We start from the raw sequence: 22,999 nt of genomic DNA on the forward strand, positions 1-22,999 counted from the left end.
CGAAGCAGAACCGATCCTGTGCGGGGACATGTCCTGGTCGGGGCGAGCGGAAGCTCGTGGGGTGGTGCGGGTCATGAACCGTTCCTGGGCCGACGGGAGGTGGTGGGCAGGCGAGGGTGCATGTGCTGATGGTGCAGGAGCGGGTCGAAAATCTCCCAGTCCGCGAGGGCGAGGTCGGCCGCGCCGGGGGCCGTGGCGTGGCTGGGGCAACGCTGGGTGCGCCAGCGCAGGTGCTCTGGGTACGGGAGCGAAGTGAGGTCGTAGACGGCCATCAGCGTTTCGGGCAGAGCCAGTTGTCCATGGCCGACGGGTGCTGGCATCAGGGTCCAAACGCCGGCCGGGCCTTGGGGGTCGAGGACGGGGCGGGGGCAGCGGTGGCGTCGGCGGGTCTGGGCCACGCACCGGATGTCCTCGATGGGGTGGCGGGCAAGGTAGCGGCTTTGGAGGAGCTGCACGACGGGCCGTGCCGGCTGGCACGGGGCCCCTGGAGACGGCGTGGGTTGTTCGGGCGGTGGGGAGAGGAAGCCATGGTCGAGAAGACGGCGGGTGCGCAGGGCGAGGCCGCGGCGTAGCTCGGTGAGCTGGGGGGTGAGCTGGGCGGGCGGGTCTTCGGCAGGGCAGAGGTCGGTGTGCGGGATGGAGCACCAGGGTGTGCCGTCGGCGTGGGGGTGAGCGGTGCCGGCGTAGACGTGCCAGCGGCTGGTTGCGGGGCCGGTACGGGTGGGTAGTTCGTGGGGGTGCAGGGCGATGAGGTGGTGGCCCGTGCGCGGGTACCAGTGGATGCGGTTGCCGCAGTGGCGGCAGGTGCCGGGCTGGGCGGTGCGCAGCAGGCGGGTGGGGCTGGTCTCGGCGACGCGCAGGACCCGTGGGCGGTGGGGGCGGAGGGAGCTGCCGTCCCAGTGGTGACCGGACGCGGTGGTGGGGTGCATGGCGGTGAAGGTGGCAGGCGCCGCGCCGTGCGGGAGGTGTCCGGGCGGTGGATGTCCCGCGTTTGGCCCAATCCATGGGAACGGGCGTGCGGTTGTCCGGCCTGATGTTCGGCCTGGTGAATGGATCGGGTGATTCCGCTCGGGGCTGGGCGGTGTCAGTCGGTGGGCTCGGCGGGAGGCTCGTGGTCCTCGCAGAGGGCGCCGAGTAGCTGATCGACAGGAACGCCGAGGGCGTGGGCCAGGGCGTGCCAGGAGGGGAGGGATCCGGTGGTGCGGCCCTGCTCGATTTCGATGAGGGTACGCCGGGAGAGGCCGCTGCGGCGGGCCAGTTCGTCGTAGGTCCATCCGCGCGCGCCCCGGAGCCGGGCCAGCTGCAGGCGCAGGGCGGCGAGGTTGGGGTCGGGCGGGAAGATCGTCACTCCACCATCCGACGGTGCAGACACCTGCCCTGTCAGTGCAGACCTCTGCCCTATTTGTGCAGGTGAGGGCCGAGGTGCGCAGGGCAGAGGTCTGCACTAAGGTGCGGGCCCGTCCCCCACTCCCGCGCCGCACGGCGGGAGCACACGCGCAGCGATGCGGAACACAGAGAAAGGTCCCGCCCGATGAGGCCCCGCACCCCCGAACCCCTGCGGTGCCGCACCTGGACCGTGGAACTGCGTCCGCACCAGGGCGACTGCGTACTCGTCTGCCCCCAGTGCACACCGGACGGTGGATCGTTCACCCTGCCCTCGGCGCGCGCCGCAGTCCTGGCGCACCTCGCCCGTCACGCGCGGCGTGATGCGCTCGCGCCGTATCTGCGGACCTGTCAGTGCCACGAGCGGGGCTGCCGCTGGCACCCCCGCCACCGCGGCTGCTCCGGCCCCGTCATTCTGGTCCTCGCCCGCGAACACAGCGGCCGCACTTGGCGCCTGGCAGACACCTGCACCGCCTGTGCCGCCGCCACCCAGCACGCCGCCATCGTCCCCGAGACCGACCCGGGCCCGAAGGCCGAGCCGCCCGCACCGGCCAGGCCCGCCGGCCCGGGCGGCCAGCCAGGGCCCCATGAGCAGGCGTGGGCGCTGGTGGGAAACATGCTGTCCTACCTGGCCGCCGCTCTCCCTGAGACCGTCACGCCACAAGCGCGCCTGCTCGCTGTGCAGGGCGCGCTGAGATCCGGCCGTACCGGACTCGTCCGTCTCCCCGGCGGTCTTCTTCGCAGCATGCGGATGAGCCGCCCGCCCGCCCTGGCGGAGGAGCTGCGGGAGGTGGGCTGGCTGGAGCTCGAGGGGCCCTGGCGGGGTGCCGCGATCACCGCACAACTGCTGGACGTCACCCTGCTGTTCCCGGAGCCGGCGCGGTCCGAGCGGCTGCGGGCCTGCGACTGGGCGCTACGGGTCGCGACGGTACCCGCGGTGCGCACTTTGCCGGTCTCAGAACGACTGGTTGCTCTGGCTCTGGCGGCTCACCGCTCCCCCGCAGGGCGCGCCGGACGAATCGATTCTGGGCAGCTTCACCGCGGGTGCGGGCTCGATCCCGTCGCCATGGAGGCTGCGCTCCGTCGTCTGGTGGACGCGTCCGTGATCGCAGCGTGGTGGTGGGACCTTGACGCGGATGAACTGTGCTGGATCAGGGCTGAGGTCAGGAGCGGGGCTGCGGCCATCCCACGACGCCTGGTGTAGCCATGCGGTCTTCCGGTGATGCCCACCAGGTGTCGTCCGTGGGCTGGTCGGTCGAGGTGGGCGGGGGAGGCTGGAAGAGCGGGTCCGGCTGGATACCGAGGGCGGTCACGGCGGCGATCTGCGATGCGGTCAACCTGGCTGTCTGTGTGCGGCATTTCTTGATCCAGCGGCCCAGGAGCACTTCGTCTCCCTGGAGGTCCTCGCGGTGAGCGAGGGGGACGTGGAGCTCCCCTTCGCGCTGGTGGAATTGCCGGGCGGCTCGTAGGCCTCGGTGGAAGGCGTACATACGGGGGCCGGAAGGAGGATGGAGCAGCATCGCGTGCGGGTGAGCGTGGGGGTGTTGGGCGGTGAGCTGGGCCAGGAGGCTGACCTGCTGGGGGTGCAGCTCAGGTTGGCAGGTGATCTGGTGGTCCAGCCAGGTGTCACCCAGCACAGAGCGGTCACGAGGGACGCGGTCCCGCGTGCCGCCGGGTATGTGGTCTGCGTCATGGCAGGGAGACTGCCGACATTTCCTCATAGTGGGATAGGTTTTTCTGCTATGAAGAACAAACCCGCCTACGCCATCGAGTCGGTCGACCACGCTCTGCATCTGGCGTCCCTGCTCCAGCAGGAGGGGCCGCTGCGAGTGACGGACGCGGCCGAACGCCTGGGGGTCTCGGCGTCCACAGCGCACCGCCTGCTGGCGATGCTGGTCTACCGGGACTTCGCGGAGCAGGGACCGGACCGGCTCTACCGAGCGGGAAAGGCGCTGCACCCCAGCGCGGTGTCGGAGGCTCCAGTCGCCCTCCTGCGGCAGACGGCCCTGCCCCATATGCACCAACTGGTGGATCGGGTGCAGGAGTCGACAAACCTGATGGTGATGGCCGGACCCGAGGTCCGTTTCATCGCCACGGTCGAATGCGAACAAATCCTGAGAGTCGGGGACCGGGCCGGCCGCTCCCTGCCTGCTCACCTCGCATCGGGCGGCAAGGCGATCCTGGCGACGTTTCCCGCCGATGAGCTGACTGCGTTGTATGACAGTGTCGACGGCGTTGACCTGCCCAAGCTTCGCCGCGAGCTCGGCTTGGTCCGCAAGCGCGGATTCGCGATCAACGACCAGCTCACCGAGACCGGACTCACCGCGCTCGGAGTGGTCGTTCGCGATCCGTCGGGCACCCCGGCAGCACTTTCCCTCGCTCTGCCGACCGCGAGGTTCGACCGTGAGCAGTTGCCCACCTGGATCGGCGCCCTGTCGGTAGCCATGGCGGCGATCGAACGCGACCTCACCATGATCTGAACCCGCCCGGCGACCAGCGCTTTTCAGCCAAAGGGGCCGAAATATGATCAAGACGCGGCCGGCCCACGGGAAAAGCGGCTTCCGCCTGGCGGTCAGTCCCCGTCGGAGAAAGCAACGCCGCCAACACTCGTTGAAACTTGGGATTGAACTCCCTGATGTGCCCCCGGTTCTCAGTACCTCCGGCCCCGCCGTCTCCCCCCTCGTATCAGGCCGTCGCAACCTGAAGCCTCATACTGGTGTGGTGAGCGTTTCGCATATCAAGCCCCATCTGCGATGTCTGTCCACCAGTGGCGCCGATCTCGGCCACGCGGTGGCGGAGCGGGCGATAGAGCCCGCTGCAGGGGTCTCGGACGTCGCACCGTTGCCGGTGGGCCCGCCGGTGCACGTACTCGTGGTCTATACCGGCCGGTCGGCTAATCTGCGCTGGTCGGCAGACGGGGCGGCTCGCCGGGAGCGGTTCCATACCGGAGAGGCGCTGGTCAATCCGGCTGGGTGGGCGTCGCGGCCTCGATGGCAGGACGAGGTTGAGCTGCTGCTGCTAGGGATCGATCCGGTGTGGCTGGAGAAGCTGGCAGCCGAAGGCGGGGCCAGAGGTCCGGTCGAGCTCGTCCCGCGGTTCCATTTCACCGATCCGCTGCTGAAGATGCTGGTGGAGCGGCTGGTGGCGGAGTATGCAGGCCCCGGCCCGGTGGACGCGCTGTATGCACAGTCGCTGGTCCAGGCCGCCGCGGCAGTGGTGCTGCGCGTCGCAGGTGAAGGCGGTACAGCGCCGGTCCGTGCGGGTGGGCTGTCACCGCGCCGTCTGGCCGAGGTCGTGGACTTCATCCACGCCAACCTCTCCCAGAAGGTCACATTGGCGGAACTGGCAGCCGTGGCGGGTGTGAGCGAGTCCCACTTCGCGCGGGTCTTCAAGGTGTCGACCGGACAGTCCCCCCACCAGTACGTGATGCAGCGACGCCTGGAGCACGCGCGGCGTGAGCTGACACGGTCCAGCAGGCCGATCGCAGAAATCGCGGCGGAGGCGGGATTCGCCGATCAGAGCCACCTGACGCGGATGATGCGGCGCCATGAGGGCACCACCCCGCAGGTGCTGCGGGACGGCAACGACGGGCTCTGACGATCCCGCGGGAGGTCAAGGGGCGGTTTGTTCCACCGGTGATCGGATCGTTCAAGATGCGCCACCCCTTCCGGTGTGAGTCTGTGGGACATGGCATGCCTTCGGTGTCCGCCAGGGCGTGCCCCGTCCCCATTCGGAACGCCGCAGGAGGGCCGTCATGGTCAACACCCCGGACAAGACGCTCAACGGCAAGGTCGCCTTCGTCGGCGGCGCATCCCGCAACCTCGGCGGGCTGATCAGCACCACGCTGGGCGCGGAGGGCGCTCTGGTCGCGGTGCACTACAACAGCGACTCCTCTCGGGCCAAAGCCGAGGATGTCGTCGCGCAGATCAACAAGGGGCCGGGCGAGGCGTTCGCAGTCCAGGCCGACCTGACCCAGGTCTCCGAGGTCGAGCGGGTCTTCGATGAGGTCGTGAACCGGTTCGGCCGGCTCGACTACAGCATCAACACCGCCGGCATGGTCCTGAAGAAGCCGCTCACCGAGATCACGGAGGAGGAGTACGACCGCATGTTCGCGGTCAACTCCAAGGCCGCGTTCTTCGTGATGCGAGAGGCCGCCCGCCGGATCGAGGACGGCGGGAAAATCATCACGATCGTCACCTCACTGCTGGCCGCCTACACAGGCCTGTACTCGTCGTACGCGGGCAGCAAGGCCCCGGTCGAGCACTTCACCCGGGCCCTGTCGAAGGAGCTGTTCGGCCGGAACATCTCGGTCAACACCATCGCCCCGGGACCGATGGACACCCCCTTCTTCTACCCGGCGGAGGATGACGACTCCGTCGCTTACCACAAGTCGTCCGCGATGAACGGCGACCTCACCAAGATCGAGAACATCGTGCCGTGGATCCGGCACCTGCTAACCGACGGCTGGTGGGCCAATGGCCAGACCCTCTTCCTCAACGGCGGCTACACCACCCGCTGACCGACGCCGGCCCGACGGGCGACGCGATCATCCGCCGCCTGCCGGGCCGGTCGTCCTTCTCCCGCACCGACCCCCGGAGGGACCCATGACCGCCCAGCTCACCGATCCCGCCGTGGCCGCGTTCGTCGACGCCCTCAACACCGGCGACCGCGACGCCTTCTTCGCCGCCCTCACCCCGGACGCCACCATGTCCGACGACGGCACCGACCGCGAACTGTCCTTGTGGACGGAGAAGGAGATCTTCACCTCGAACGGCCGCATGGACGTCGAGAGCGCCTCCTCCGACGGACGCACCCTCACCGCCGTCTACACCAACTCCACCTGGGGCAGCATGCGCACGCGATGGACCTTCACCGTCACCGGCGGCAAGATCAGCCGCTTCGAGACCGGCCAAGCCTGAGCCGGGCCAGCCCCTTGGGCCGACCCGTGACATCGCCCCCCCCCGCACCGCAGGGGTCGTACAGCCATCAGCGCGTGGCACCGGCCGATGGCCGCCCGTCTCGCCGATGAGGAACACCGCACCGCAACCGCACTATGTCCTGCGCCAGAGATCCGTTGGCAGAAGCGGGCGAGCGAGTCGAGGATCTCTTCGGCTGTTTTGGTCCAGGTGAACGGGGTCGGGCTTTCGTTCCACTGCTTGACCCATGCACGGATGTCCGCCTCCAGCGAGCGCACGCTTTTGTGGGCGCCACGACGGATCTTCTGGTCTGCGAGGAAGCCGAACCACCGCTCCACCTGGTTGATCCAGGAGGAGCCGGTGGGCGTGAAGTGCAGGTGGAACCGGGGGTGTTTGGCCAGCCATGCCCTGATCGCCGGTGTCTTGTGGGTGCCGTAGTTGTCCACGATGAGGTGGACCTGGAGGTGCCCGGGGACCTCTTTCTCGATCTTGACGAGGAACTTCTTGAACTCCGCTGCCCGGTGCCGACGATGAAGGCTGGTGATGACTTCACCGGTGGCGACGTCGAAAGCCGCGAACAAGGTGGTCAGGCCGTTGCGAACATAGTCATGGGTGCGGCGCTCGGGCATGCCCGGCATCATCGGCAGCACCGGCTGAGAGCGGTCCAGGGCCTGAATCTGGGACTTCTCGTCCACCGAAAGCACCACCGCGCCCTCGGGCGGGTTGAAGTACAGCCCCACCACGTCGTAGACCTTCTCCACGAACAACGGATCCGTCGAGAGCTTGAAAGTGTCGCTCAGGTGCGGCTTGAGCTGGAACTTCCGCCAGATCCGGCCCACGGTCGACTTCGACAGCCCACTGCAGTCGGCCATCGAGGCACGCGACCAGTGAGTGGCATTCTTCGGGATCTCCTCCAACGTGCTGACCACGACTGCCTCTACCTGATCGACACTGATGCTCGGCGGCCGGCCCGGCCGCGGCTCGTCCACCAACCCGTCCAGCCGGCCGGCCAGAAACCGGCGACGCCACTTGCGGACCGTGTCCGCCGCGATCCGTAACTCCCGTGCCACCACGACAATCGGCGGAACATCGGCGCCGACACATGCCAGCACGATGCGGGCCCGCAGGGCCACCGCCTGGGCAGACGACGCCCGCCGGGCCCAACGCTCCAACACCACACGCTCATCGGCGGACAACAACAACGGTTCCAACTTCGGGCCACGACGTGGCACCGGCACAGCCCCAGAGGCACTCATACACAAACTAACGACGGATCTCAGGCGCAGGACACTAGCGCTCTGACCGCATAGGTCCACCCGGTTGGCGCTGGCGAGCCCTTGGCCGGTTGGATGTCCTGAGACGTAAAGCTCGGAGGGGTGCGATGGCAGAGCCGGTCAGGGTCCGTAGGCTCACAGACCAGGAGGGCCAGCAGTTACAGCGGATCGTGCGGCGGGGCAGTACGAACACCGTCCGCTACCGGCGGGCGATGATGCTACCGGCCTCGGCCGGTGGAAACCGGGTCCCGGTGATCGCCCAGGGTCCAGGCCGATGAGGGCACGGTGCGCGATGTCATCCACCGGTTCAACGAGATCGGCCTGGCCGCTCTGGACCCTCGGTGGGCGGGAGGCCGTCCCCGCCTACTCAGTCCTGACGACGAGGACTTCGTCGTTCAGACGGCCACCACCCGCCCGACCACGCTCGGGCAGCCCTTCACCCACTGGTCCATCCGCAAGCTCGCCGCCTACGTGCCCCAGCAGCTTCAGGCCTGCGCAACTGCCAGTTCTGAGCCGGGACTCCTGCGCCGGCGTCTACAGCGAGCCCGGCGCTCCCTTCGACACCACGGGCAGGTTCTGCGCAGGCCCGGCCAACGGCGAGAAGGCTGTCTGTAACGGCGACGCGGGCGGCCCCGCAGTCCTGGGCGGCGTCGTCGTCGGCATCACCTCCGGCGGCGGTCCCGGGTGCGACAAGCCTTCCCTCTTCAGCAGCGCCTCGTACTTCAAACGGTGGCTCGAGTCGCAGTGAACCACCGTCAGACCCGTACGCGACACGCCTCGGACAGGCTGTGCCAGTCCGAGGCGTGTCCCCGGGCCCCGATGACGAACCTGTCGGTCGGCAGCAGCAGAAGGAAGTGTCAGGACTACTTCACGCACACAGCGAACACCTTGCCAGAGCCGCTTGGGCCGCCTGAACTCACTGTTCCGAGGCGTTCTCCGGGCCACCGAACCGGCCCGCGCCAGCACTTCAGCCCTCCAGGTTGTGTTGGTGACTGTCCGCGGCCACGGCGACGGACAGCCACCACATGCGTGCTGTGCTACCACTTCCACCAGCCGGTCATCACCGGAAGCAACATGGTCACGCACCTCCCTCCGTACCTCTCAGGCAGCAAAGCTGCTGACTACTCTCTGCGATGGACACTTCCATCCACAGCAACGACCAGCGGGCATTGCGGACACGAAGCGGACGGCCGCCTTCTCATACGTCGACGGCGCTCCGACACGCATGGCGCGCGAGCTTCCGCCGCGAGGCCCTTTCGCGTGTGCACGCGAAACCATCAAGTTCTCCATGATCTGGGTAAACAACCACCGGTGGCCACTCACGGTGACTAACAGATTTCGAAACGTAATGACCTCGATGGGGACCGGTCCGGTGGTTCCGGCCCCGGCCGATCTGGCTCTGCTGGACCGGCTCATGAATGTCGGCGACCCGGACTCTTTAGTCGGTTCCGAACAGGGGCAACCGCCTGCCCGGTGAGGCGGCCTCGCACCCCGTGCAGGAGCAGAACGGTGAATACGGCCCCTTGACCGGCAGAGACACCGGCCCCTGGCACCCGCCCACGTCCGCGCAGGACCGGCAAAGCTCCGGAGCTTCCGCGCGGAGCCAGGTCAGCGCGTACTGGGCGGTGCTGCGGGTTACACCGAGCATGTCCACCACGGCGGTCGCGGTGACGGTGGGATCGGCGTCCGAGAGCGGGGCCGTGCGCGGGAGCGGCTCTCGCGCGGGACCTGGTACCCCGAGCCTGTCGGACGTCCGGGCGACGGCACAGCCCCACTCGCACCACCACCCGCTCCTTTCAGGGCCGGGTCCTGCTCTCGCTGCACGGATCAGAACTCACGAAACTGAGGCAGCGTCACCCCGCACGCGATAGCGCTCCACGACAGCGATGCCCCGTGGATCTCTCACCTCCAGGACAGATACCTCTCAGCCCTGACACAGCCCATGACCAGCATCAACACCCTCAAGCCCGCTGTCTCTCACTCCACTGTCACCAAACCGAGAGATCGCACCGGTGCGAGACTGAGTAGTCCATGATTCCCGCGGAGCCCCAGATCGCTCCGCCCGCGAGCATGCACCCAAGGCCACCGGTGCCGGCGCACATGCCGGCCATCGCCGCGCCCGCCGCCACAAGTTTGGGGGCCCGGAGGTCCTGCGGATGCTGGATCTGCCCGAACCTCAGGCAGGCCCTGGTGAGGTCCGTGTCCGGGTGCACGCGGCCGCGGTGAGCCCCACGGACATCATGCTGCGTACGGGCGGGCACGCGGTGCGAATGCCCGGCCGACGGCCTCCGTTCGTACCGGGCATGGACGCCGCCGGAGTGATCGACCAACTCGGGCCCGGGGCCGACGGTCGACTCGAAGTGGGCCAACGGGTGGTAGTGCTCGTGCTGTTCACCGGTCCGCACGGGGGCGCCTACGCGGAACAGGTCGTCGTACCGGCCACGTCAGCGGGGCCGGTGGGGCAGCCGCTGTCCAATTTCCTGGAGATTCGGCAGCAGCGCGTCCGCGAGGCGGTCAGCCTCCCGTGGAGAGCGCCGGAGAAACAGGTCCGGTTCGATGAGTTCGAGCTCCATCACCACAGGCTCACCGGCAATGCGAACCAGGTCGACGCGGGCCGCGTGCACGGGTGCCGGTGAGCAGGCCAACGCACTCTGGGCCACTTCCAGCTCACGTGGGGTGGCCTCGTATCCTTCCAGCCGGCCTCCGTGACTTTCCTGTACGAGGAAGCCATCGGCCGCCGGTATTTTCCGCACCGCGTGCGACCACGTGTCGCCGATTTTCACGAGTGATATCTCTCCCTCGGCGGCGATGCTTTCCACAACCGGTTGAATGAGCACATCCCCCTGGGAAAGGAGGTCCGTCAGGGTTCCGTCAAGGTCGTGTCCCGGGCCGAGGTATGCCCCCCGTCCGCCTGCCGCGACTGCCGGTTTCATCACCACGGGGTCCGGACCCAGCGGATCGTGCGGGCCACCGGCGGGAATGAGCGTAGTGGGCACAACCGGTACTCCGGCACGGGCAAGCTCGACCAGGTAGCGCTTGTGCGAATTCCACTCCATCACCGCGAGAGGGTTCTGCAGCACGGTCACAGTGTCCACATGTTTCGCCCAGGCCAGGAACTCGTCACGTCGCCAGGTGTAATCCCAGGTGGTCCGGACCGTCACAAGATCCGCTGTGCTCCAGCCGGCTACCTGCTCCGGGGCATCCCATGCTTCGACACGTGCTTTCACGCCCCGTTCGGTCAGCGCAGCCAAAAGCAATAGATTCTCAGATTCGGCGCTTTCGGACCGTTCTTGAGTACTTGCAATAATTACAGTCGGCTTGATCACCAGGGCAGCATCTCCCAGGGCTCCTCCGCAAAGCAAGCCTGAGCAGTGGCGTTTGACCTCCTGGTCAGCCGCCCCCCGCCCCGCCCGGCGCTGGACCGGAGCGGCGGGCATGCACGAGCACCTGCCCGCGACCCCGGCCGCCGACCTTGAGCACGGCGACCGGGAGCCTCAGTTCCTCGTGCTCCATCAGGTGGGCGCGTTCGGATTCGTCGAGCTGCATCGGGGCGAGGGAGTCCAGGACGGCCTCGGAGGCACCTGCGAGGTTGCCCCGTTCCATGCGGGCGTAGTACTCGGCGCTGACTCCGGCGAGCATCGCGACCTCTTCGCGACGCAGCCCTTTCGCCCGGCGCTGGCCTGCGGCGGACAGGCCAGCCTGCCGGGGTGGCCGCCGGGCACTCCTTGAGCGCGCTCTTGCCGCGGGTCGGCGCAGTCCGCAACCTGGGCCCCACCTCGTGGCAGCTCGCCGACACGGCCGCCGGATGCATCGACGCGTTCTGGCAGGCCGGCCACGACGACGAGGGTGGCCCTCATGGCGGCTTCCTGCCGGACGACGTTGCGGACGAAGCGCAGTCGAAGGATCACTCCAGTTCTCCATCCGGTGGAGCTCCTGCCTCGCCCCTCTTGGGGGCTCGATACCGGAAGGACAACACCGGAATGTCGGCGACATCCGTCGTGACCTGAGCCGCCAGCTTGTCACCGGTGCTCACCCAAGGGCTCGTAGCTTGTGTCAGCCAGCGCTGTCCCGAGAATGCAGAAACTGGCAGGCAGGGGCAGACGACCTGGGAGAACTGACACGACGGACTGCAGGTGCCCGGCCTTGCCGGCTGGCGGCTTCGAGAGGCGGACGTGGGACGGATCGAGCAGGGTTTGGAGCGCGCGTTGCGCACCCGGCCCGTTCCCTCAAGCACCGAGGCCCGCCTGCGGTTTTTGCTGGCAGTGCACCGTGGTTCCACTCGGAGGGTAGCCGCCGTGCTGGGGGTGTCGCAGCGCACCGTGCAGCGGTGGGTGACGAAGAAGCCAGGAGCGCGTCGTCCCCCGGGGTCGACGCAGGTGCGGGCGATCGAGGAAGCGGTCCTGGCTCGGTGGCAGCCCCGAGTACGGGCCCGTCGGCGTGCCCAGGCAAAGGCGGAGGGGCTCGTCTCCCATACCCGTGCGCGATTCGGATTCGCGGCTCCTGCAGGCTCATCGGACGATCCGCGGGTGCGGTGGATCACCCAGGATCTGCCGGGAGAGGTAGCCCGGGAGTTGTTCGCTGCTCGGGATGCCGGCGCGGGTGAGCAGCAGCAGACGGTGATCCTGGCCCGGGCGCTGGGACACTCCTACTTTCGCGAGTGGGGCCGCCGGGCCCACGGGCTGCACATCGCTTTCAGCGACGTCGAGTTCGCCGAATGCTCGATCGGCTGAGCCTGCCTCATCGAGCGCCCGCGTCAGGGGTCAGCGTCGCGATGGCCTTGCGCGCCTGGCCGGCATCAGCCGCTCAACGATCCCCACCATGACGACAGCCTACCGACCGTGCCAAATGAGATGACCTCTTAGCCTCGCCACCTGCCTCATCACACACCGCCACGTCCAACGCCTTTGTTACTGAGGTTGAACTCGGGATGTCGTGCTGATGGTCAGGCGGGGCGGATGGTCAGGCCGGTCTCGGTGAGACAGCCGTCGATGAGGTGGCTGCGGTACTGGATGTGCCGCAGGCCGCGCCGGACGGTCTGGACGAGGTGTTCGGGGGTGCTGAAGGCGACGTTCGAGAGCCATCCGCGCCGTAGGAGTGACCAGATGCCCTCGACGGGGTTGAGGTCGGGTGCGTAGGGCGGCAGGTAGTAGATGGTCAGCCAGTCGCGGGTTTCGGCGAACTCTCTCAGGCCGGCTGCTTTGTGGACGTTGAGGTTGTCCCAGATGAGCACGATGGGGCCGTCGAGCTGCTGGTGGGCGGAGATCAGCAGGTCGCGGTAGTCGCGCCAGGAGAAGCTCTTGCGCCCGTCACGGTTGCCGTCGTCGCGGCGGGGCCGGTAGACCAGCCTCGACCGGTGGCCGGGTTTGTAGCAGGTCAGCGCTGCGATGGATATGCGCCTGCGGGAACGGCCGCGGACGCGGACCACCGGGGTGCGGCCGCGTGGCGACCATGTCTTTGCGTGCGGCGGCGTCATGGAGAAGCCGGCTTCGTCTTCGAAGACGAGCCAGGCTCCATGGGCCGCCGCGAGCCTTCCGCGCAGGGCCACACCTCCTTGACCCACCCCGCGACCGCGTCGTCGTCCCGCTCCATCGCTCTGCGGGCCGGTACCTGGCAAGACCAGCCGTTGCGCACCAGCAGCTTGCGCACGCCCTGGATCGTGTATGTCAGGTGAAAGCGTCGGCCGATCACCGTCGTGACCCGGGCAAGCGTCCAGCGCTGGTCCTGCCAGCCATGCACGGCCGGGCCTTTGGCCAGCTCCGCTTCAAGCTGCGTGAACTGCTGATCGCTCAGTTTCGGCAGCGACGCTGGCCCCTGCGACCGCAAGGATCGCGGGCCGCCCTCGGCCCACGCGTGACGCCATCGCTGGACCGAGCGGACACTGACCCGCAGATCTCTGGCGATCGCGGTACTACCCTCGCCCAGGGCGAACCGCTCGGCCGCCTTGAGCCGTAACTCTTCGCGAAACTGCTGTCGTTCGGCGGTCAGCCCGCCCCCTTGTGGATACCGCATGACTCCGGTGATACCGCAGCCACCGACCAGTCGTCACCCCTTACGACACCACGAGTTCAGCCTCAGTAGCACCTCTTATGCCAGGAGCCCGAGGACCTGCACCAGCCTACGAATGAACGCGGGAGCAGGCACCCCGGGGGTCAGGGCGGCGCGCCGTCCTCGATCGTGTCTTCCGCCGCGCCGGCGAGCAGCCAGCACACGTCGGCGCGGTCGGCGCGCCGCGAGGTTCACTTACCAGCTCTGCCCGGGGGTTGCGTGGTGCCAGAGGCGATCGGCGCTGTTCGTCGCCCGGTACAAGCTGACTGTTGAGTAGGCGCCGCCGACAGTGTCGACCGCCGCGGCCAGCTTGGTGTCACCGGCTGGTCGCAGGCTCCACCATCCGGTCGGTCCTTGTACCCCGGTGCTGGTCGACTCGGGAACGATCTTCCAGCTCTGCGCTGTGCTTCCATTGCAGTTTTCCATGGACACTGCCACTCCGACTGCTGCCGTGGACTTCGGCTGGAGGCACAGTCCGGCCTCCTCGCTGCGGACTGCCCAGGTGCCGTCGTCGTGCCTCTCCAGCTCCCAGCCGACCACTGCCCGCTTGTCGAAGGCTGCGGCGCGGATCGTGGCCAGCGCGGTGCCCGCGTCCTTGGAATCGTTGAAAGACTCCATCCGGGAGCCGTCAGCTCGGTTGACGATCTCCTGGTGCCGGATACTGCTGACTCCTGGCGCAGCTGTCGCCTGACCGGGCATCACAGCGCCACAGAGGCTGGCCGCAGCGACAGCGGTCAGCGATGTGACCAGGCCCTGGCGAAGACGAAGCAACTTTCGGACTGGCATAGATGGAACCCTTTCCACGAAAAGGCGGCCTCAAAGTCGACCGCGCACGCACCGCGGATGGTGCGAGGTCGAGCCTCCCATCTGCCGCAGGGAAGCGTTCCAGAAAATACCCGAATAACCCAAACTGATTAAACAAAGCAGCCAAGGCGATAAAAGGGAAAATTCGATCAAGCGTAATTCCGCGCCCGACTCGCCCCTCGAAGTCGTCAACAACGATCCACGCCAAGGCGTGGTACGGGACTCCGCGGGCCGACAAGGCGCGCCGCCGTAGCCACGCCTCATCCCCGGCTCGCCGAACTGGTGTCCCGCCTTGGCATAACCTCGGGCACAATGGCGGATTGTAATTGATCCGTGGCCGGAATCCGCCTTCCTGGCGAGGGCGAGCGCTCTCACGGCGGCCCTGCAGCGAAGGGCCAACTCCGTGAAGGAGCGAAGTAGAACAACATTAGTGCCTGTTTTCGATCCCCGGTTTTGAGTAGCTTTGGGCCCTAACTTTGATCTTTCGTGATTGGTCGTCAGGTTCGACTGGCGGCCAATTCGTCGTTGTGGAGTGCGTGCGGGCATGCAGGTGGCCCGATCGTCACATCGGGTGGACGCCGGGTTCCACGGTTCCGGTCGGTGGCTCTTCTGCTCGTCGGGGTGGGTCGTTGCTGGTCAGCCTGGGTTCGGGAGGGTGTCGAGCCGTCTGATCGCGTCTGTGATCACGTCGGTCCATGGCCAGTGGCCGGCGAATCGCAGGTGCCGTCGGCGGGCGGTGATGATGATTTGGGCAGCGGCGGAGAACAGCCGCAACGGCAGACGGCGGGGCTCCCAGAGTCGGGGTTTGCCGGTCATGGCGAGCATCGGCATCCAGGCGAGCAAGTCGAGGGCGAGCTGGACGATCTCCAGCCAGATCCGGTTCTGCGCGGTCTCGTGCAGGGGCAGGTTCCGCCGACCGGTGGCCCGCGCGTTGCGAATGCGGTCCTCTGGCCTGGCCCGTCGACGGTGCCTCAGTTCCAGGTCCGTGATCTTCCCGCCCGTCGTATTGGTGGCGAAGCAGGTAAGTCGTAGTCCGTCAGCGTCGGTGAACCGCAACTGGGCTCCGGGGTGGGGTCGTTCCTTGCGGACGATCAGCCGGATCCCCTTCGGCCAGCCCTTGAGCACGTCGCCGTCGAGTTCGGCGGTCCAGGCGCCGTCGCGGATCTCGCCGCCCGGCTCGGCCGCCGGACTCCAGGCGGAGGTCGGGACCTTCAACACGGCCTGATGAATCTGCTCGGTGATGGTCATCCCGACCGAGTACGACAGCCACCGGCCCCGTTTCGGGAGCCAGGCGAGGAACTCATGGGTGCCGCCCGCGGAGTCGGTACGGATCAGTATGGACCGGCCGCGCCGGTGACGCTTGGGGAGCTGGGCCAGGGCGAGCTGGGTGGCGGTGATGTGGTCGGCGGCGGTGTTGGATCCCGCGTTCCCCGGCCGTAGCAGGGCTGCCACCGGCTCTCCGGTGCCCCCACTTCCGTGGTCGACGAAGCCCATCAGCGGGTGATGTCCAAACGACTTCTTCCAGGTCGCGGCCGCGTCCTGCTTGTCGGAGTGGGCCAGGACCAGCACTCCGTCCAGGTCCACGATCACCTGGCGGCCCGCATCCGGCGCCGCGTCCGTGGCCAACGTCCAGACGTACTCGCGCACTTCGGCCCGCGCCGAGCGGATCGCGGTCAGTGCCTTGTCCCCGGCCGCGGCGAGGGTGCCGATCAGCCGGGAGACCGTTGGGTCGGAGGCCACCGGCCCGAACACAGCCGGCTCGGCCCCGGCCGCCTCGACATTCTTGAGCTCCATGCGGGCAGCGACCAGGTTCTCGCCACTCAGGCTGGACCAGAACGGATGCGTACTCACCCGCACAGTGGCCTCCAGCAGGCGAGCCTGTTGCTCGACGGCCTGCTCTCGCTGCTCCGGTGTGTACCCGGACGACGCCGGAAGGGGGTGGTTGCGCCGGTACCAGTGCTCCGGATCCTCCACCGAGCGGGGCAACTCGCGCATAAGCGCCCGGTGCTCCGCTTGAATCCGCCGGAGCTCCGCCTGCTCATCGCGCAGGTCCGGAGGGAAGTCGTATGTCGCCACCCCGATAGCGTACGCCTGTTCGATTTTGCTTCCCGGGACGACACCCAGAGACAGACATTCCGCCCTTTCGGTTCCTTTCCGGGTGAGGTGCGGCCACAGCAGCTTAAGGTCGTGAGCGACCCAGCCAGCTCAGCTGGGCCGCTGGCCGTTCCACTGGCGAGCTATCCCGACGCCTCGCCCTGGAGCCGCCCTTGTCGGGAATCCGAGCGCGCAGCAGGCGCGTGAGAGGTCTTCTCGGGGCGCGACGGCGGATGCGCCCTCACCCATGGCCTGGGGCCGGGGTCCGTCCGCGTCGCTCCTGAGACACACATGTGATACCGCTGCTACCATGGATACCATGTCGGATTCCAAAGCGATGAGCCTGCGCTTCCCCGATCCTGCGCAGCGGGCCGCTATCGCGGCCGCGGCCAAGCAGGCGGGGGTCAGCCTGCAGGAGTACATCCTCTCTGCCGCCTACGACCGTGCGACCGCCGTGGAACGCCAGTTCCTGGACGGTTTCCAGGCGTCCATGGCCCGCAGCTGCGCGGCTTTCGCGGCCGAGCCCAGCAGTCTGGACCCCAGTGCCGAGCAGCGGGCGGCCGAGCAGGAAGCGCACCGGGAGCTCGGACAGCACCAGGAGCGAGGCCACGCCGCGTGACCCAGCCCGAACCGCCGCCCCGCCCGCTCGACGTCACGTTCTTGCTGCACGCCGCCGAGCTGCTCGACGATGATCCGCAGGTCGACGACCTCGGACCGCTGTACGCCGCTGTCGCCCGGGTCAATGCCCGTGCGATGGAGCGCGACATCTACGGATCTCTGTATCTCAAGGCCGGCGCGCTGCTGCAGACGCTGGTGAAACTGCCGTGCCTGGAGCATTCCAACGAGCGCTTTGCCTGGCATGCGACCGAGGCGTATCTGATCCTCAACGCGCGCGAACTCGACTACCCGCCCAAGGCGGCCGTCGCGCTCGTGCGGGACGCGGCCTCCGGAACGCTCGGCATCGCCCGGATCGCCCGCCAGCTGCGCGACTGGACCGTCGCCTGATCTCGTGCAGAACCGGGCAGTCGCCATGGCGTTGTCACGTTGTTGGGGTACTTCTGCTCACCGTTGATCTTGATGAAGACCTCGTCCAGATGCCACTTGCCGCCGGGCTGGGGCCGCCGGCGGCGCAGTCCGTTGGCGTACTGCTGACCGAACTTCAGGCACCAGCGGCGGACCGTCTCGTACGAGACGATCACGCCGCGTTCCAGCATCAGCTCCTCGGCCTCGCGGAAACTGAGCGGGAACCGGAAGTACTGCCACACGCAGTGCGAGATCACCTCGACCGTATACCGGTGCCCCTTGTACGACGGCGACATGCCCTCCACGGACGACCCCCCTCCACCGTGATCAGCCCGAGGATCCTCCCACCCTGTCAGCCAACGTGACAGCGCCAGAGTGCAGGCTGGGCAAGTCGTCCTTGCGTACGGCATCGAGCCACTGCGGGAGCCGTTAGCCCTGGCGCTCGGTGAGCATCTGGGCAAAGGGCCGGACGTGTCCGGTGAGCGCGTCGAGCTCGGGACAGTTGGACAGGACAGCTCCTCTGCAAATGTGTCGCGACCGTACCGTGCACGCTGCGGGGCAGAAGACAGTGCTATGAAGTAGTCATGAAGGGACTTTCTATCCCAAAAAGGCATACCCGACACCGTCTCTTCCCCGGCCCTGCGTCTGATCGGGGTGAGTCCGCGGGCCCGGGGCTGCGCTCTCTGCTGAATCTGCGCAGCGCCGCCGGGCAGGTGTTCGTTTTGCAGGTCGTGATCGTGGCGCTGCTGGTTGCGGCCGCAGTGACGGCCCTGGTGCTCCAGTCGAGGCGTGACAGCACGCGGGAAGCCGAGGTTCAGGCACTGACGGCGGCGGAGACGTTCGCGAACGCCCCGGGCACGGTCCAGGCATTGCGCAGCGGGAATCCGACGGCAGTGCTTCAGCCGCGTGCCGAAGCAGCCCGGAAGCGGGCAGGCGTCAGCGACATCGTTGTCATGAACACTAAGGGAATTCGCTATACGCACCCCGCCCCGAATCAAATCGGGAAGAAGTTCGTCGGCACCATCAAACCATCGCTGGAAGGCCGCACCACCATCGAGCGGGCCAGCGGGCTTCCTCTGCCGGCGGACAGAGGGCCGGTCATCCAGGCAGTGGTCCCGGTGACCGATGACCGCGGCTCGGTCGTCGGCCTGGTGTCCGCCGGGATCAAGGTCCGGTATGTGAGCAACCTGTCCGGACGGGAACTGCCGATCATCCTCGGCGCCGGGGCGGCCGCGCTGGCCCTGTCCACCTCCGGGGCGGCGCTGGTGGCCAGGCGGTTGCGTCGGCAGACGCACGGTCTGGGGCCGGCGGAGATGACGCGCATGTACGAGCACCATGACGCGGTGCTGCATGCAGTCCGGGAGGGAGTACTGATCATCGGTGCCGACGGACAGCTGATGCTGGCCAATGACGAGGCGCGGCGGCTGCTCGAGCTACCCGTGGACGCGGAGCAGCGACAGCTGGGGGAGCTGCAGCTGGATACGGAGACAGCGCAGCTGCTGGCGTCGGGTGAGCCGGCCACGGATGAGGTGCATCTCGCAGGGGACCGATTGCTGGCGGTCAACATGCGCCCTACCGCCCCGCACGGCGGTCAGGCGGGCTGGGTGGTGACATTGCGCGACACCACAGAGCTGGCGTCGGTCACCGGACGGGCGGAGGTGGCGCGGGAGAGGCTGAAGCTCCTGTACGACGCGGGCGAGCGGATCGGCACCACGCTGGACGTGGTGCGCACCGCACAGGAGCTGGCGGATGTGGCGACTCCGCGGTTCGCCGACATCGTCACGGTCGATCTGCTGGAGTTGGTGGAGCGCGGCGAGGAGCCGGCCAGGGCGGCGGATATGCGCCGTACGGTAGTCAGTGGGGGGTATCAGGAGCGGCAGGGGCTCTACCCGGTCGGAGAGCTGATCACCTACTCGCCGGCGGCTCCGCAGGCTCGGGCCCTGGAGACAGGGCGGGCAGTGCTGGAGGACGACCTGCGGCAGGCCCGGGGGTGGTGGGAACAGGACCCTGGCGGGGCCGGTATGGCCCTGGAGCGCGGAGTGCATTCGCTGGTGACGGTGTCGCTCCAGGCGCGTGGTGTGGTGCTGGGGACGACGAACTTCTGGCGCACGGGGGATTCGCCCCCGTTCAAGGAAGAGGACCTCTCCTTTGCGGAGGAGCTGGTGGCGAGGGCGGCGGTGGCCATCGACAACGCCCGCCGCTTCACCCGGGAGCACGCGATGGCGGTGACTCTGCAGCGGAGTCTGCTGCCGCGAGGGGTACCGGAACAGGACGGGCTGGAGGTGGCCTGGCGGTATCTGCCGGCGGAAGCCGGCGTGGGCGGGGACTGGTTCGACGTCATCCCGCTGTCGGGTGCCCGGGTGGCGCTGGTGGTCGGCGACGTCGTGGGACACGGATTGCATGCGGCGGCGACGATGGGGCGACTGCGCACCGCGGTACAGAACTTCTCCGCCCTGGATCTGCCGCCGGACGAGTTGCTCGGACGCCTGGACGACCTGGTCACCCGCATCGACAGCGACGAGAGCGTTGACGACGGGCCGCACGGCCACGAAAGCGAAGCGGTCACGGGGGCGACCTGCCTGTACGCGATCTACGACCCGGTCACGGGAGTATGCGTGACTGCGCGAGCAGGACACCCGGGACCGGCGGTGGTGCATCCCGACGGGACCGTCACCTCTCCGGAAGTGCCTGCTTCGCCGCCTCTCGGCCTGGGCAGCAGCCACCCCTTCGAAACTGTTGAACTGCGCTTACCCGAAAACTCTCGGTTTGTACTGTTCACCGACGGGCTGATCGAGAACCGCAACCAGGACATCGGCGCCGGGTTAAACCTGCTGCACCGGGCGCTGGAGGGGGCGGGGCGTACTCCGGAGGAGACGTGTCAGGCGGCGATCGACGCGATGCTGCCGGCGCACCCGGCCGATGACATCGCACTGCTGGTCGCGCGCACCCGGTTGCTCGAGCCCTCCAGGGTGGCGCAGTGGGAGGTGCAGCCCGATCCGGCGGCGGTGGCCCCGGTCCGTGCGGAGTGCGGGGTGCAACTTCAGGCGTGGGGACTTGAGGACATCGCGTTCACCACGGAACTCATCCTCAGTGAGCTGATCACCAACGCCATCCGGTATGGCTCGCCGCCGATCAGGGTGCGGCTGCTGCACGACAGCAGCCTGATCTGCGAGGTGTCGGACGGCTCCAGTACCTCACCACGGGTACGCAGAGCAGCGACCACGGACGAGGGCGGACGTGGACTGTTCCTGGTGGCGCAGTCCGCCCAACGGTGGGGCACACGGTACACCCCGGGCGGCAAGGTCATCTGGACCGAACAACCGCTGCACAACGGCGCCCCTGCTGCGACGAGCGACACATCCGTGGAAGCCCTCCTTGACCAATTCGACGATCCCACCCTCTGAACCCACGGGAACATATCGATCAGCGTTGTGGAGGTGGTTCTTCGTCTGGTCGGCGCAAGCGCGGGCGGCGGCGTGCGGTGAGTGGCGGCTCAGAGCGCCTCGGCCCATTCGTGGTGTCCGAGAAGAGGCTGCGGTGCGGAGGCGGCAGGAGGACCCCGGCTTGAGGAGGGGCTGCCGGTCCCCGACGGTTATCTGCAGCAGCGGCAGGTGAACCAGGCGCCCCAACAGCAGAGCCCGTACGACGCCCAGGGCCAGCCGGACCATGAACCTTCCCCTTGAGCGTGGACACCTGGAGACTGGGACGTGAGGTTCCAGAGGAAGTAGCACCAGGTGGGAAGCAAGTACACGAAGCGGTACACCGAGGAGTTCAAGCGTGACGCGATCGCGCTCGTCGATTCCTCGGGCATGACGGTTACGGCGGTCGCCCGGGAGCTCGGCTCGGAGTCCCTGCGCGGCTGGTACCGCCGTGCAAAGGCAGATCGGGGCGAGGGCGCCCCGGGCGAGCTCACCACGGCCGAACGCGAAGAGCTCAAGCGGCTGCGTCGGCAGAACACCGAGCAGGCCAAGACGATCGAGGTGCTGCGAAAAGCCGCAGTCTTCTTCGCGAAGGAGAGCGATCGATGAACGACACCTACGCGTTCATCGAGGCGGAGAAGACCACCCGAGGCGCTTTCCTGTGTCGGCTGCTCAAGGTGGCCCGCTCCTCCTTCTACGCCTGGCTCGCCGCGGCCAAGGCCCGCTCGGCCCGCAAGGCGGCCGCTGACGACGCCCTGGCCCACGAGATCACCGTCATCCACGTCGCCTCCCGCCACACCTACGGGGTCCCGCGTGTCCATGCCGAACTGCGGCGCCTGGGGCGATGTGTGTACCGCAAGCGGGTCGCCCGCCTGATGCGCGAGCACGGCATCCAGGGAGCCCACCGCCGCAGGCGGCGGTCGCTGACCCGGCCGGACAAGAAGGCGAAGCCGGCCCCGATCTGATCGACCGCGACTTCCACGCCGAGACCCCGGCACGAAGCTGGTCGGCGCATCACCGCGCTGCCCACCGGCGAAGGCTGGCTCTACCTCGCCTGCTGGCTGGACCTGGCCACCCGCGAGGTCGTCGGCTACTCGATGGCCGACCACCACCGCGCCGACCTCGTCGTCAACGCGCTGAAGATGGCCTCCGGACGCGGCCGTCTCCAGCCCGGCTACATAGCGCATTCGGACCGCGGCAGCGAATACACCAGCAGCCACTTCCGTTACCACATAAGCGAGTTGGGCCTCCGGCAAAGCTGCGGACGCACCGGATCTTGCTTCGACAACGCCGCTGCGGAGAGTTTCTGGGCCCTGCTCAAAGAAGACATCGGCACCCGCGTCTGGCCTGACCGGGCCACCGCCCGCGCCGAGATCTTCGACTTCATCGAGACGTTTTACAACCGCCGCCGCCTCCGCAAGCACAAGGTCTTTGGCTACCTCACCCAGCCGAGACCCGACAGCGGCACCAACACGACCTCGCGGCATAAAGATCGAGTGTCCAAGATCACGGGGAAGCTTCACAACTGAGAAATCCCCAGCTCATGCAGCAGCGCCTGCGCAGAAAAAACGGGCCGCGACAGCAAGACCCTGCTGGACGCGCCGGAGGCCGGGATGGTGTGGGAGCCCGGCGAGGAAGCCTGGGAGACCAAACTCGCCGCACTCCGATCCTACCGGCGGGCCACCGGGCACCTCGCGCCGCGTCACGACGCCCTGTGGGGCGAGGGCGAGATCGAGGGACTGGTGCCGGTCGGGCAGCACATGGGCAACCTGCGCCGGAAGGGCGGTCTGGGCAAGGACGCGGAGCGGGCGGACAAGCGCGCGAAGCAGCTGAAGGCCATCGACCCCGACTGGGACTGCCCCTGGCCACTGGACTGGCAATGCCGCTACCGCCACCTCGCCGACCTCGCCGAGGACGAACCGGGCGGTGTCCTGCGGGCCATCGCACCCGGCGTACTGATGGACGGCGACGACATCGGCCGGTGGCTGGAGCGGCAGAAGAATCCGGGCACCTGGCTGCGCTTGCGCACCCTGCGCCCCAC

19 protein-coding genes and 7 pseudogenes are annotated in these 22,999 nt (G+C 68.0%); 16 read left to right on the forward strand and 10 right to left on the reverse strand.

From position 1 onward, the window contains the following. Positions 1-71 precede the first annotated feature (71 nt). Positions 72-929, reverse strand: coding sequence for a DUF6083 domain-containing protein (locus OG452_RS00275; protein WP_327293549.1), 858 nt, complete (start codon positions 927-929; stop codon positions 72-74). Positions 930-1,084: 155 nt separating this feature from the next. Beyond that, complete coding sequence (locus OG452_RS00280) at positions 1,085-1,348, reverse strand: helix-turn-helix transcriptional regulator (RefSeq protein WP_327293550.1); 264 nt, start codon at positions 1,346-1,348, stop codon at positions 1,085-1,087. Between the two features lie 183 nt (positions 1,349-1,531). Here OG452_RS00280 and OG452_RS00285 point away from each other — a divergent pair, with 183 nt between their 5' ends. Beyond that, the gene (locus OG452_RS00285; RefSeq protein ID WP_327293551.1) at positions 1,532-2,587 is read left to right on the forward strand and encodes a hypothetical protein; all 1,056 of its coding nucleotides are present in this window, start codon (positions 1,532-1,534) and stop codon (positions 2,585-2,587) included. Here the strand turns inward: OG452_RS00285 and OG452_RS00290 are convergent. Beyond that, positions 2,547-3,020 carry a helicase associated domain-containing protein gene (locus tag OG452_RS00290; protein ID WP_327293552.1) on the reverse strand — a complete coding sequence of 158 codons (474 nt, stop codon included), beginning with the start codon at positions 3,018-3,020 and terminating at the stop codon, positions 2,547-2,549. The genes OG452_RS00285 and OG452_RS00290 overlap by 41 nt on opposite strands. Before the next feature lie 105 nt (positions 3,021-3,125). Between OG452_RS00290 and OG452_RS00295 the strand changes: the two genes are divergently transcribed. The 4 genes from OG452_RS00295 (at position 3,126) to OG452_RS00310 (ending at position 6,302) form a co-directional block, all read left to right on the forward strand. After that, complete coding sequence (locus OG452_RS00295) at positions 3,126-3,863, forward strand: IclR family transcriptional regulator (protein WP_327293553.1); 738 nt, start codon at positions 3,126-3,128, stop codon at positions 3,861-3,863. 241 nt (positions 3,864-4,104) lie between these two features. Continuing rightward, a complete protein-coding gene (locus OG452_RS00300; RefSeq protein ID WP_327293554.1) occupies positions 4,105-4,980 on the forward strand; it encodes an AraC family transcriptional regulator in 876 nt (291 codons plus the stop codon). Between the two features lie 157 nt (positions 4,981-5,137). Then, positions 5,138-5,902 carry an SDR family oxidoreductase gene (locus OG452_RS00305; RefSeq protein ID WP_327293555.1) on the forward strand — a complete coding sequence of 255 codons (765 nt, stop codon included), beginning with the start codon at positions 5,138-5,140 and terminating at the stop codon, positions 5,900-5,902. Positions 5,903-5,987: 85 nt separating this feature from the next. Next, positions 5,988-6,302 (forward strand): nuclear transport factor 2 family protein, encoded by a 315-nt coding sequence (locus OG452_RS00310; protein WP_327293556.1) that lies wholly within the window; start codon positions 5,988-5,990, stop codon positions 6,300-6,302. Positions 6,303-6,442: 140 nt separating this feature from the next. On the opposite strand, the pseudogene OG452_RS00315 reads toward OG452_RS00310, so the two are convergent. Then, positions 6,443-7,555, reverse strand: a pseudogene (locus OG452_RS00315) (IS630 family transposase); the annotation flags it as partial. 125 nt (positions 7,556-7,680) lie between these two features. Here OG452_RS00315 and OG452_RS00320 point away from each other — a divergent pair. The 3 genes and pseudogenes from OG452_RS00320 to OG452_RS35290 all read left to right on the forward strand — a co-directional run. After that, positions 7,681-8,047, forward strand: a pseudogene (locus OG452_RS00320) (helix-turn-helix domain-containing protein); the annotation flags it as partial. Continuing rightward, on the forward strand, positions 7,947-8,321 hold the full coding sequence (locus OG452_RS35285; RefSeq protein WP_405565743.1) for a trypsin-like serine protease: 375 nt from the start codon (positions 7,947-7,949) through the stop codon (positions 8,319-8,321). The pseudogene OG452_RS00320 and the gene OG452_RS35285, both read left to right, overlap by 101 nt. A 1,492-nt stretch (positions 8,322-9,813) precedes the next feature. Then, positions 9,814-9,969: pseudogene (locus tag OG452_RS35290) on the forward strand (alcohol dehydrogenase catalytic domain-containing protein); the annotation flags it as partial. 48 nt (positions 9,970-10,017) lie between these two features. Here OG452_RS35290 and OG452_RS00330 read toward each other — a convergent pair. Together OG452_RS00330 and OG452_RS00335 are read right to left on the reverse strand one after the other, a co-directional pair. After that, positions 10,018-10,899, reverse strand: coding sequence for an ATP-grasp domain-containing protein (locus OG452_RS00330; RefSeq protein WP_327299885.1), 882 nt, complete (start codon positions 10,897-10,899; stop codon positions 10,018-10,020). 181 nt (positions 10,900-11,080) lie between these two features. Then, positions 11,081-11,329 (reverse strand): annotated as a pseudogene (locus tag OG452_RS00335) (helix-turn-helix domain-containing protein); the annotation flags it as partial. A 416-nt stretch (positions 11,330-11,745) separates the two neighbouring features. Between OG452_RS00335 and tpg the strand changes: the two are divergent. Beyond that, positions 11,746-12,303, forward strand: a complete 558-nt coding sequence (gene tpg / locus OG452_RS35295; RefSeq protein WP_442809934.1) for a telomere-protecting terminal protein Tpg — start codon at positions 11,746-11,748, stop codon at positions 12,301-12,303. A gap of 212 nt (positions 12,304-12,515) precedes the next feature. Here tpg and OG452_RS35300 read toward each other — a convergent pair. The 3 genes and pseudogenes from OG452_RS35300 to OG452_RS00365 form a co-directional block, all read right to left on the reverse strand. Continuing rightward, a protein-coding gene (locus OG452_RS35300) for an IS630 family transposase (protein ID WP_442809935.1) occupies positions 12,516-13,582 on the reverse strand; the annotation gives its coding sequence in 2 pieces (ribosomal slippage) (positions 12,516-13,133 and positions 13,136-13,582; 1,065 coding nt in all). 231 nt (positions 13,583-13,813) lie between these two features. Beyond that, positions 13,814-14,236 (reverse strand): RICIN domain-containing protein, encoded by a 423-nt coding sequence (locus OG452_RS00360; protein ID WP_327293558.1) that lies wholly within the window; start codon positions 14,234-14,236, stop codon positions 13,814-13,816. An 822-nt stretch (positions 14,237-15,058) separates the two neighbouring features. Beyond that, a pseudogene (locus OG452_RS00365) lies at positions 15,059-16,192 on the reverse strand (IS1380 family transposase); the annotation flags it as partial. 634 nt (positions 16,193-16,826) lie between these two features. Between OG452_RS00365 and OG452_RS00370 the strand changes: the two are divergent. Both OG452_RS00370 and OG452_RS00375 read left to right on the forward strand, forming a co-directional pair. Beyond that, entirely contained in the window at positions 16,827-17,135 is a 309-nt protein-coding gene (locus OG452_RS00370) for a hypothetical protein (protein WP_327293559.1), read from the forward strand. After that, positions 17,132-17,521, forward strand: a complete 390-nt coding sequence (locus tag OG452_RS00375; RefSeq protein ID WP_327293560.1) for a fic family toxin-antitoxin system, toxin component — start codon at positions 17,132-17,134, stop codon at positions 17,519-17,521. The genes OG452_RS00370 and OG452_RS00375 overlap by 4 nt, the downstream gene beginning before the upstream one ends. 47 nt (positions 17,522-17,568) lie before the next feature. Here the strand turns inward: OG452_RS00375 and OG452_RS00380 are convergent. Continuing rightward, positions 17,569-17,835: pseudogene (locus tag OG452_RS00380) on the reverse strand (IS6 family transposase); the annotation flags it as partial. A gap of 288 nt (positions 17,836-18,123) precedes the next feature. Between OG452_RS00380 and OG452_RS00385 the strand changes: the two are divergent. The 5 genes and pseudogenes from OG452_RS00385 to OG452_RS00405 form a co-directional block, all read left to right on the forward strand. Continuing rightward, positions 18,124-20,943 (forward strand): SpoIIE family protein phosphatase, encoded by a 2,820-nt coding sequence (locus tag OG452_RS00385; RefSeq protein ID WP_405565164.1) that lies wholly within the window; start codon positions 18,124-18,126, stop codon positions 20,941-20,943. Positions 20,944-21,273: 330 nt separating this feature from the next. Next, a complete protein-coding gene (locus OG452_RS00390; protein ID WP_327293562.1) occupies positions 21,274-21,567 on the forward strand; it encodes a transposase in 294 nt (97 codons plus the stop codon). After that, complete coding sequence (locus OG452_RS00395) at positions 21,564-21,923, forward strand: IS3 family transposase (RefSeq protein WP_327293563.1); 360 nt, start codon at positions 21,564-21,566, stop codon at positions 21,921-21,923. Before OG452_RS00390 ends, OG452_RS00395 begins: the two co-directional genes overlap by 4 nt. 57 nt (positions 21,924-21,980) lie before the next feature. Continuing rightward, positions 21,981-22,487, forward strand: coding sequence for a DDE-type integrase/transposase/recombinase (locus OG452_RS00400; RefSeq protein ID WP_327299467.1), 507 nt, complete (start codon positions 21,981-21,983; stop codon positions 22,485-22,487). A gap of 54 nt (positions 22,488-22,541) precedes the next feature. Then, positions 22,542-22,982, forward strand: a pseudogene (locus OG452_RS00405) (helicase associated domain-containing protein); the annotation flags it as partial. Positions 22,983-22,999 lie beyond the last annotated feature (17 nt).

The organism is Streptomyces sp. NBC_01197 (assembly GCF_036010505.1).
GTDB lineage: Bacteria > Actinomycetota > Actinomycetes > Streptomycetales > Streptomycetaceae > Streptomyces.

Coding starts and splice junctions, on each gene's coding strand:
- OG452_RS00275 (WP_327293549.1), bottom strand. CDS start 929: ATGCACCCCACCACCGCGTCCGGTCACCACTGGGACGGCAGCTCCCTC.
- OG452_RS00305 (WP_327293555.1), top strand. CDS start 5,138: ATGGTCAACACCCCGGACAAGACGCTCAACGGCAAGGTCGCCTTCGTC.
- OG452_RS00310 (WP_327293556.1), top strand. CDS start 5,988: ATGACCGCCCAGCTCACCGATCCCGCCGTGGCCGCGTTCGTCGACGCC.
- OG452_RS00370 (WP_327293559.1), top strand. CDS start 16,827: ATGGATACCATGTCGGATTCCAAAGCGATGAGCCTGCGCTTCCCCGAT.
- OG452_RS00285 (WP_327293551.1), top strand. CDS start 1,532: ATGAGGCCCCGCACCCCCGAACCCCTGCGGTGCCGCACCTGGACCGTG.
- OG452_RS00385 (WP_405565164.1), top strand. CDS start 18,124: ATGAAGGGACTTTCTATCCCAAAAAGGCATACCCGACACCGTCTCTTC.
- OG452_RS00295 (WP_327293553.1), top strand. CDS start 3,126: ATGAAGAACAAACCCGCCTACGCCATCGAGTCGGTCGACCACGCTCTG.
- OG452_RS00395 (WP_327293563.1), top strand. CDS start 21,564: ATGAACGACACCTACGCGTTCATCGAGGCGGAGAAGACCACCCGAGGC.
- OG452_RS00360 (WP_327293558.1), bottom strand. CDS start 14,236: ATGGAGTCTTTCAACGATTCCAAGGACGCGGGCACCGCGCTGGCCACG.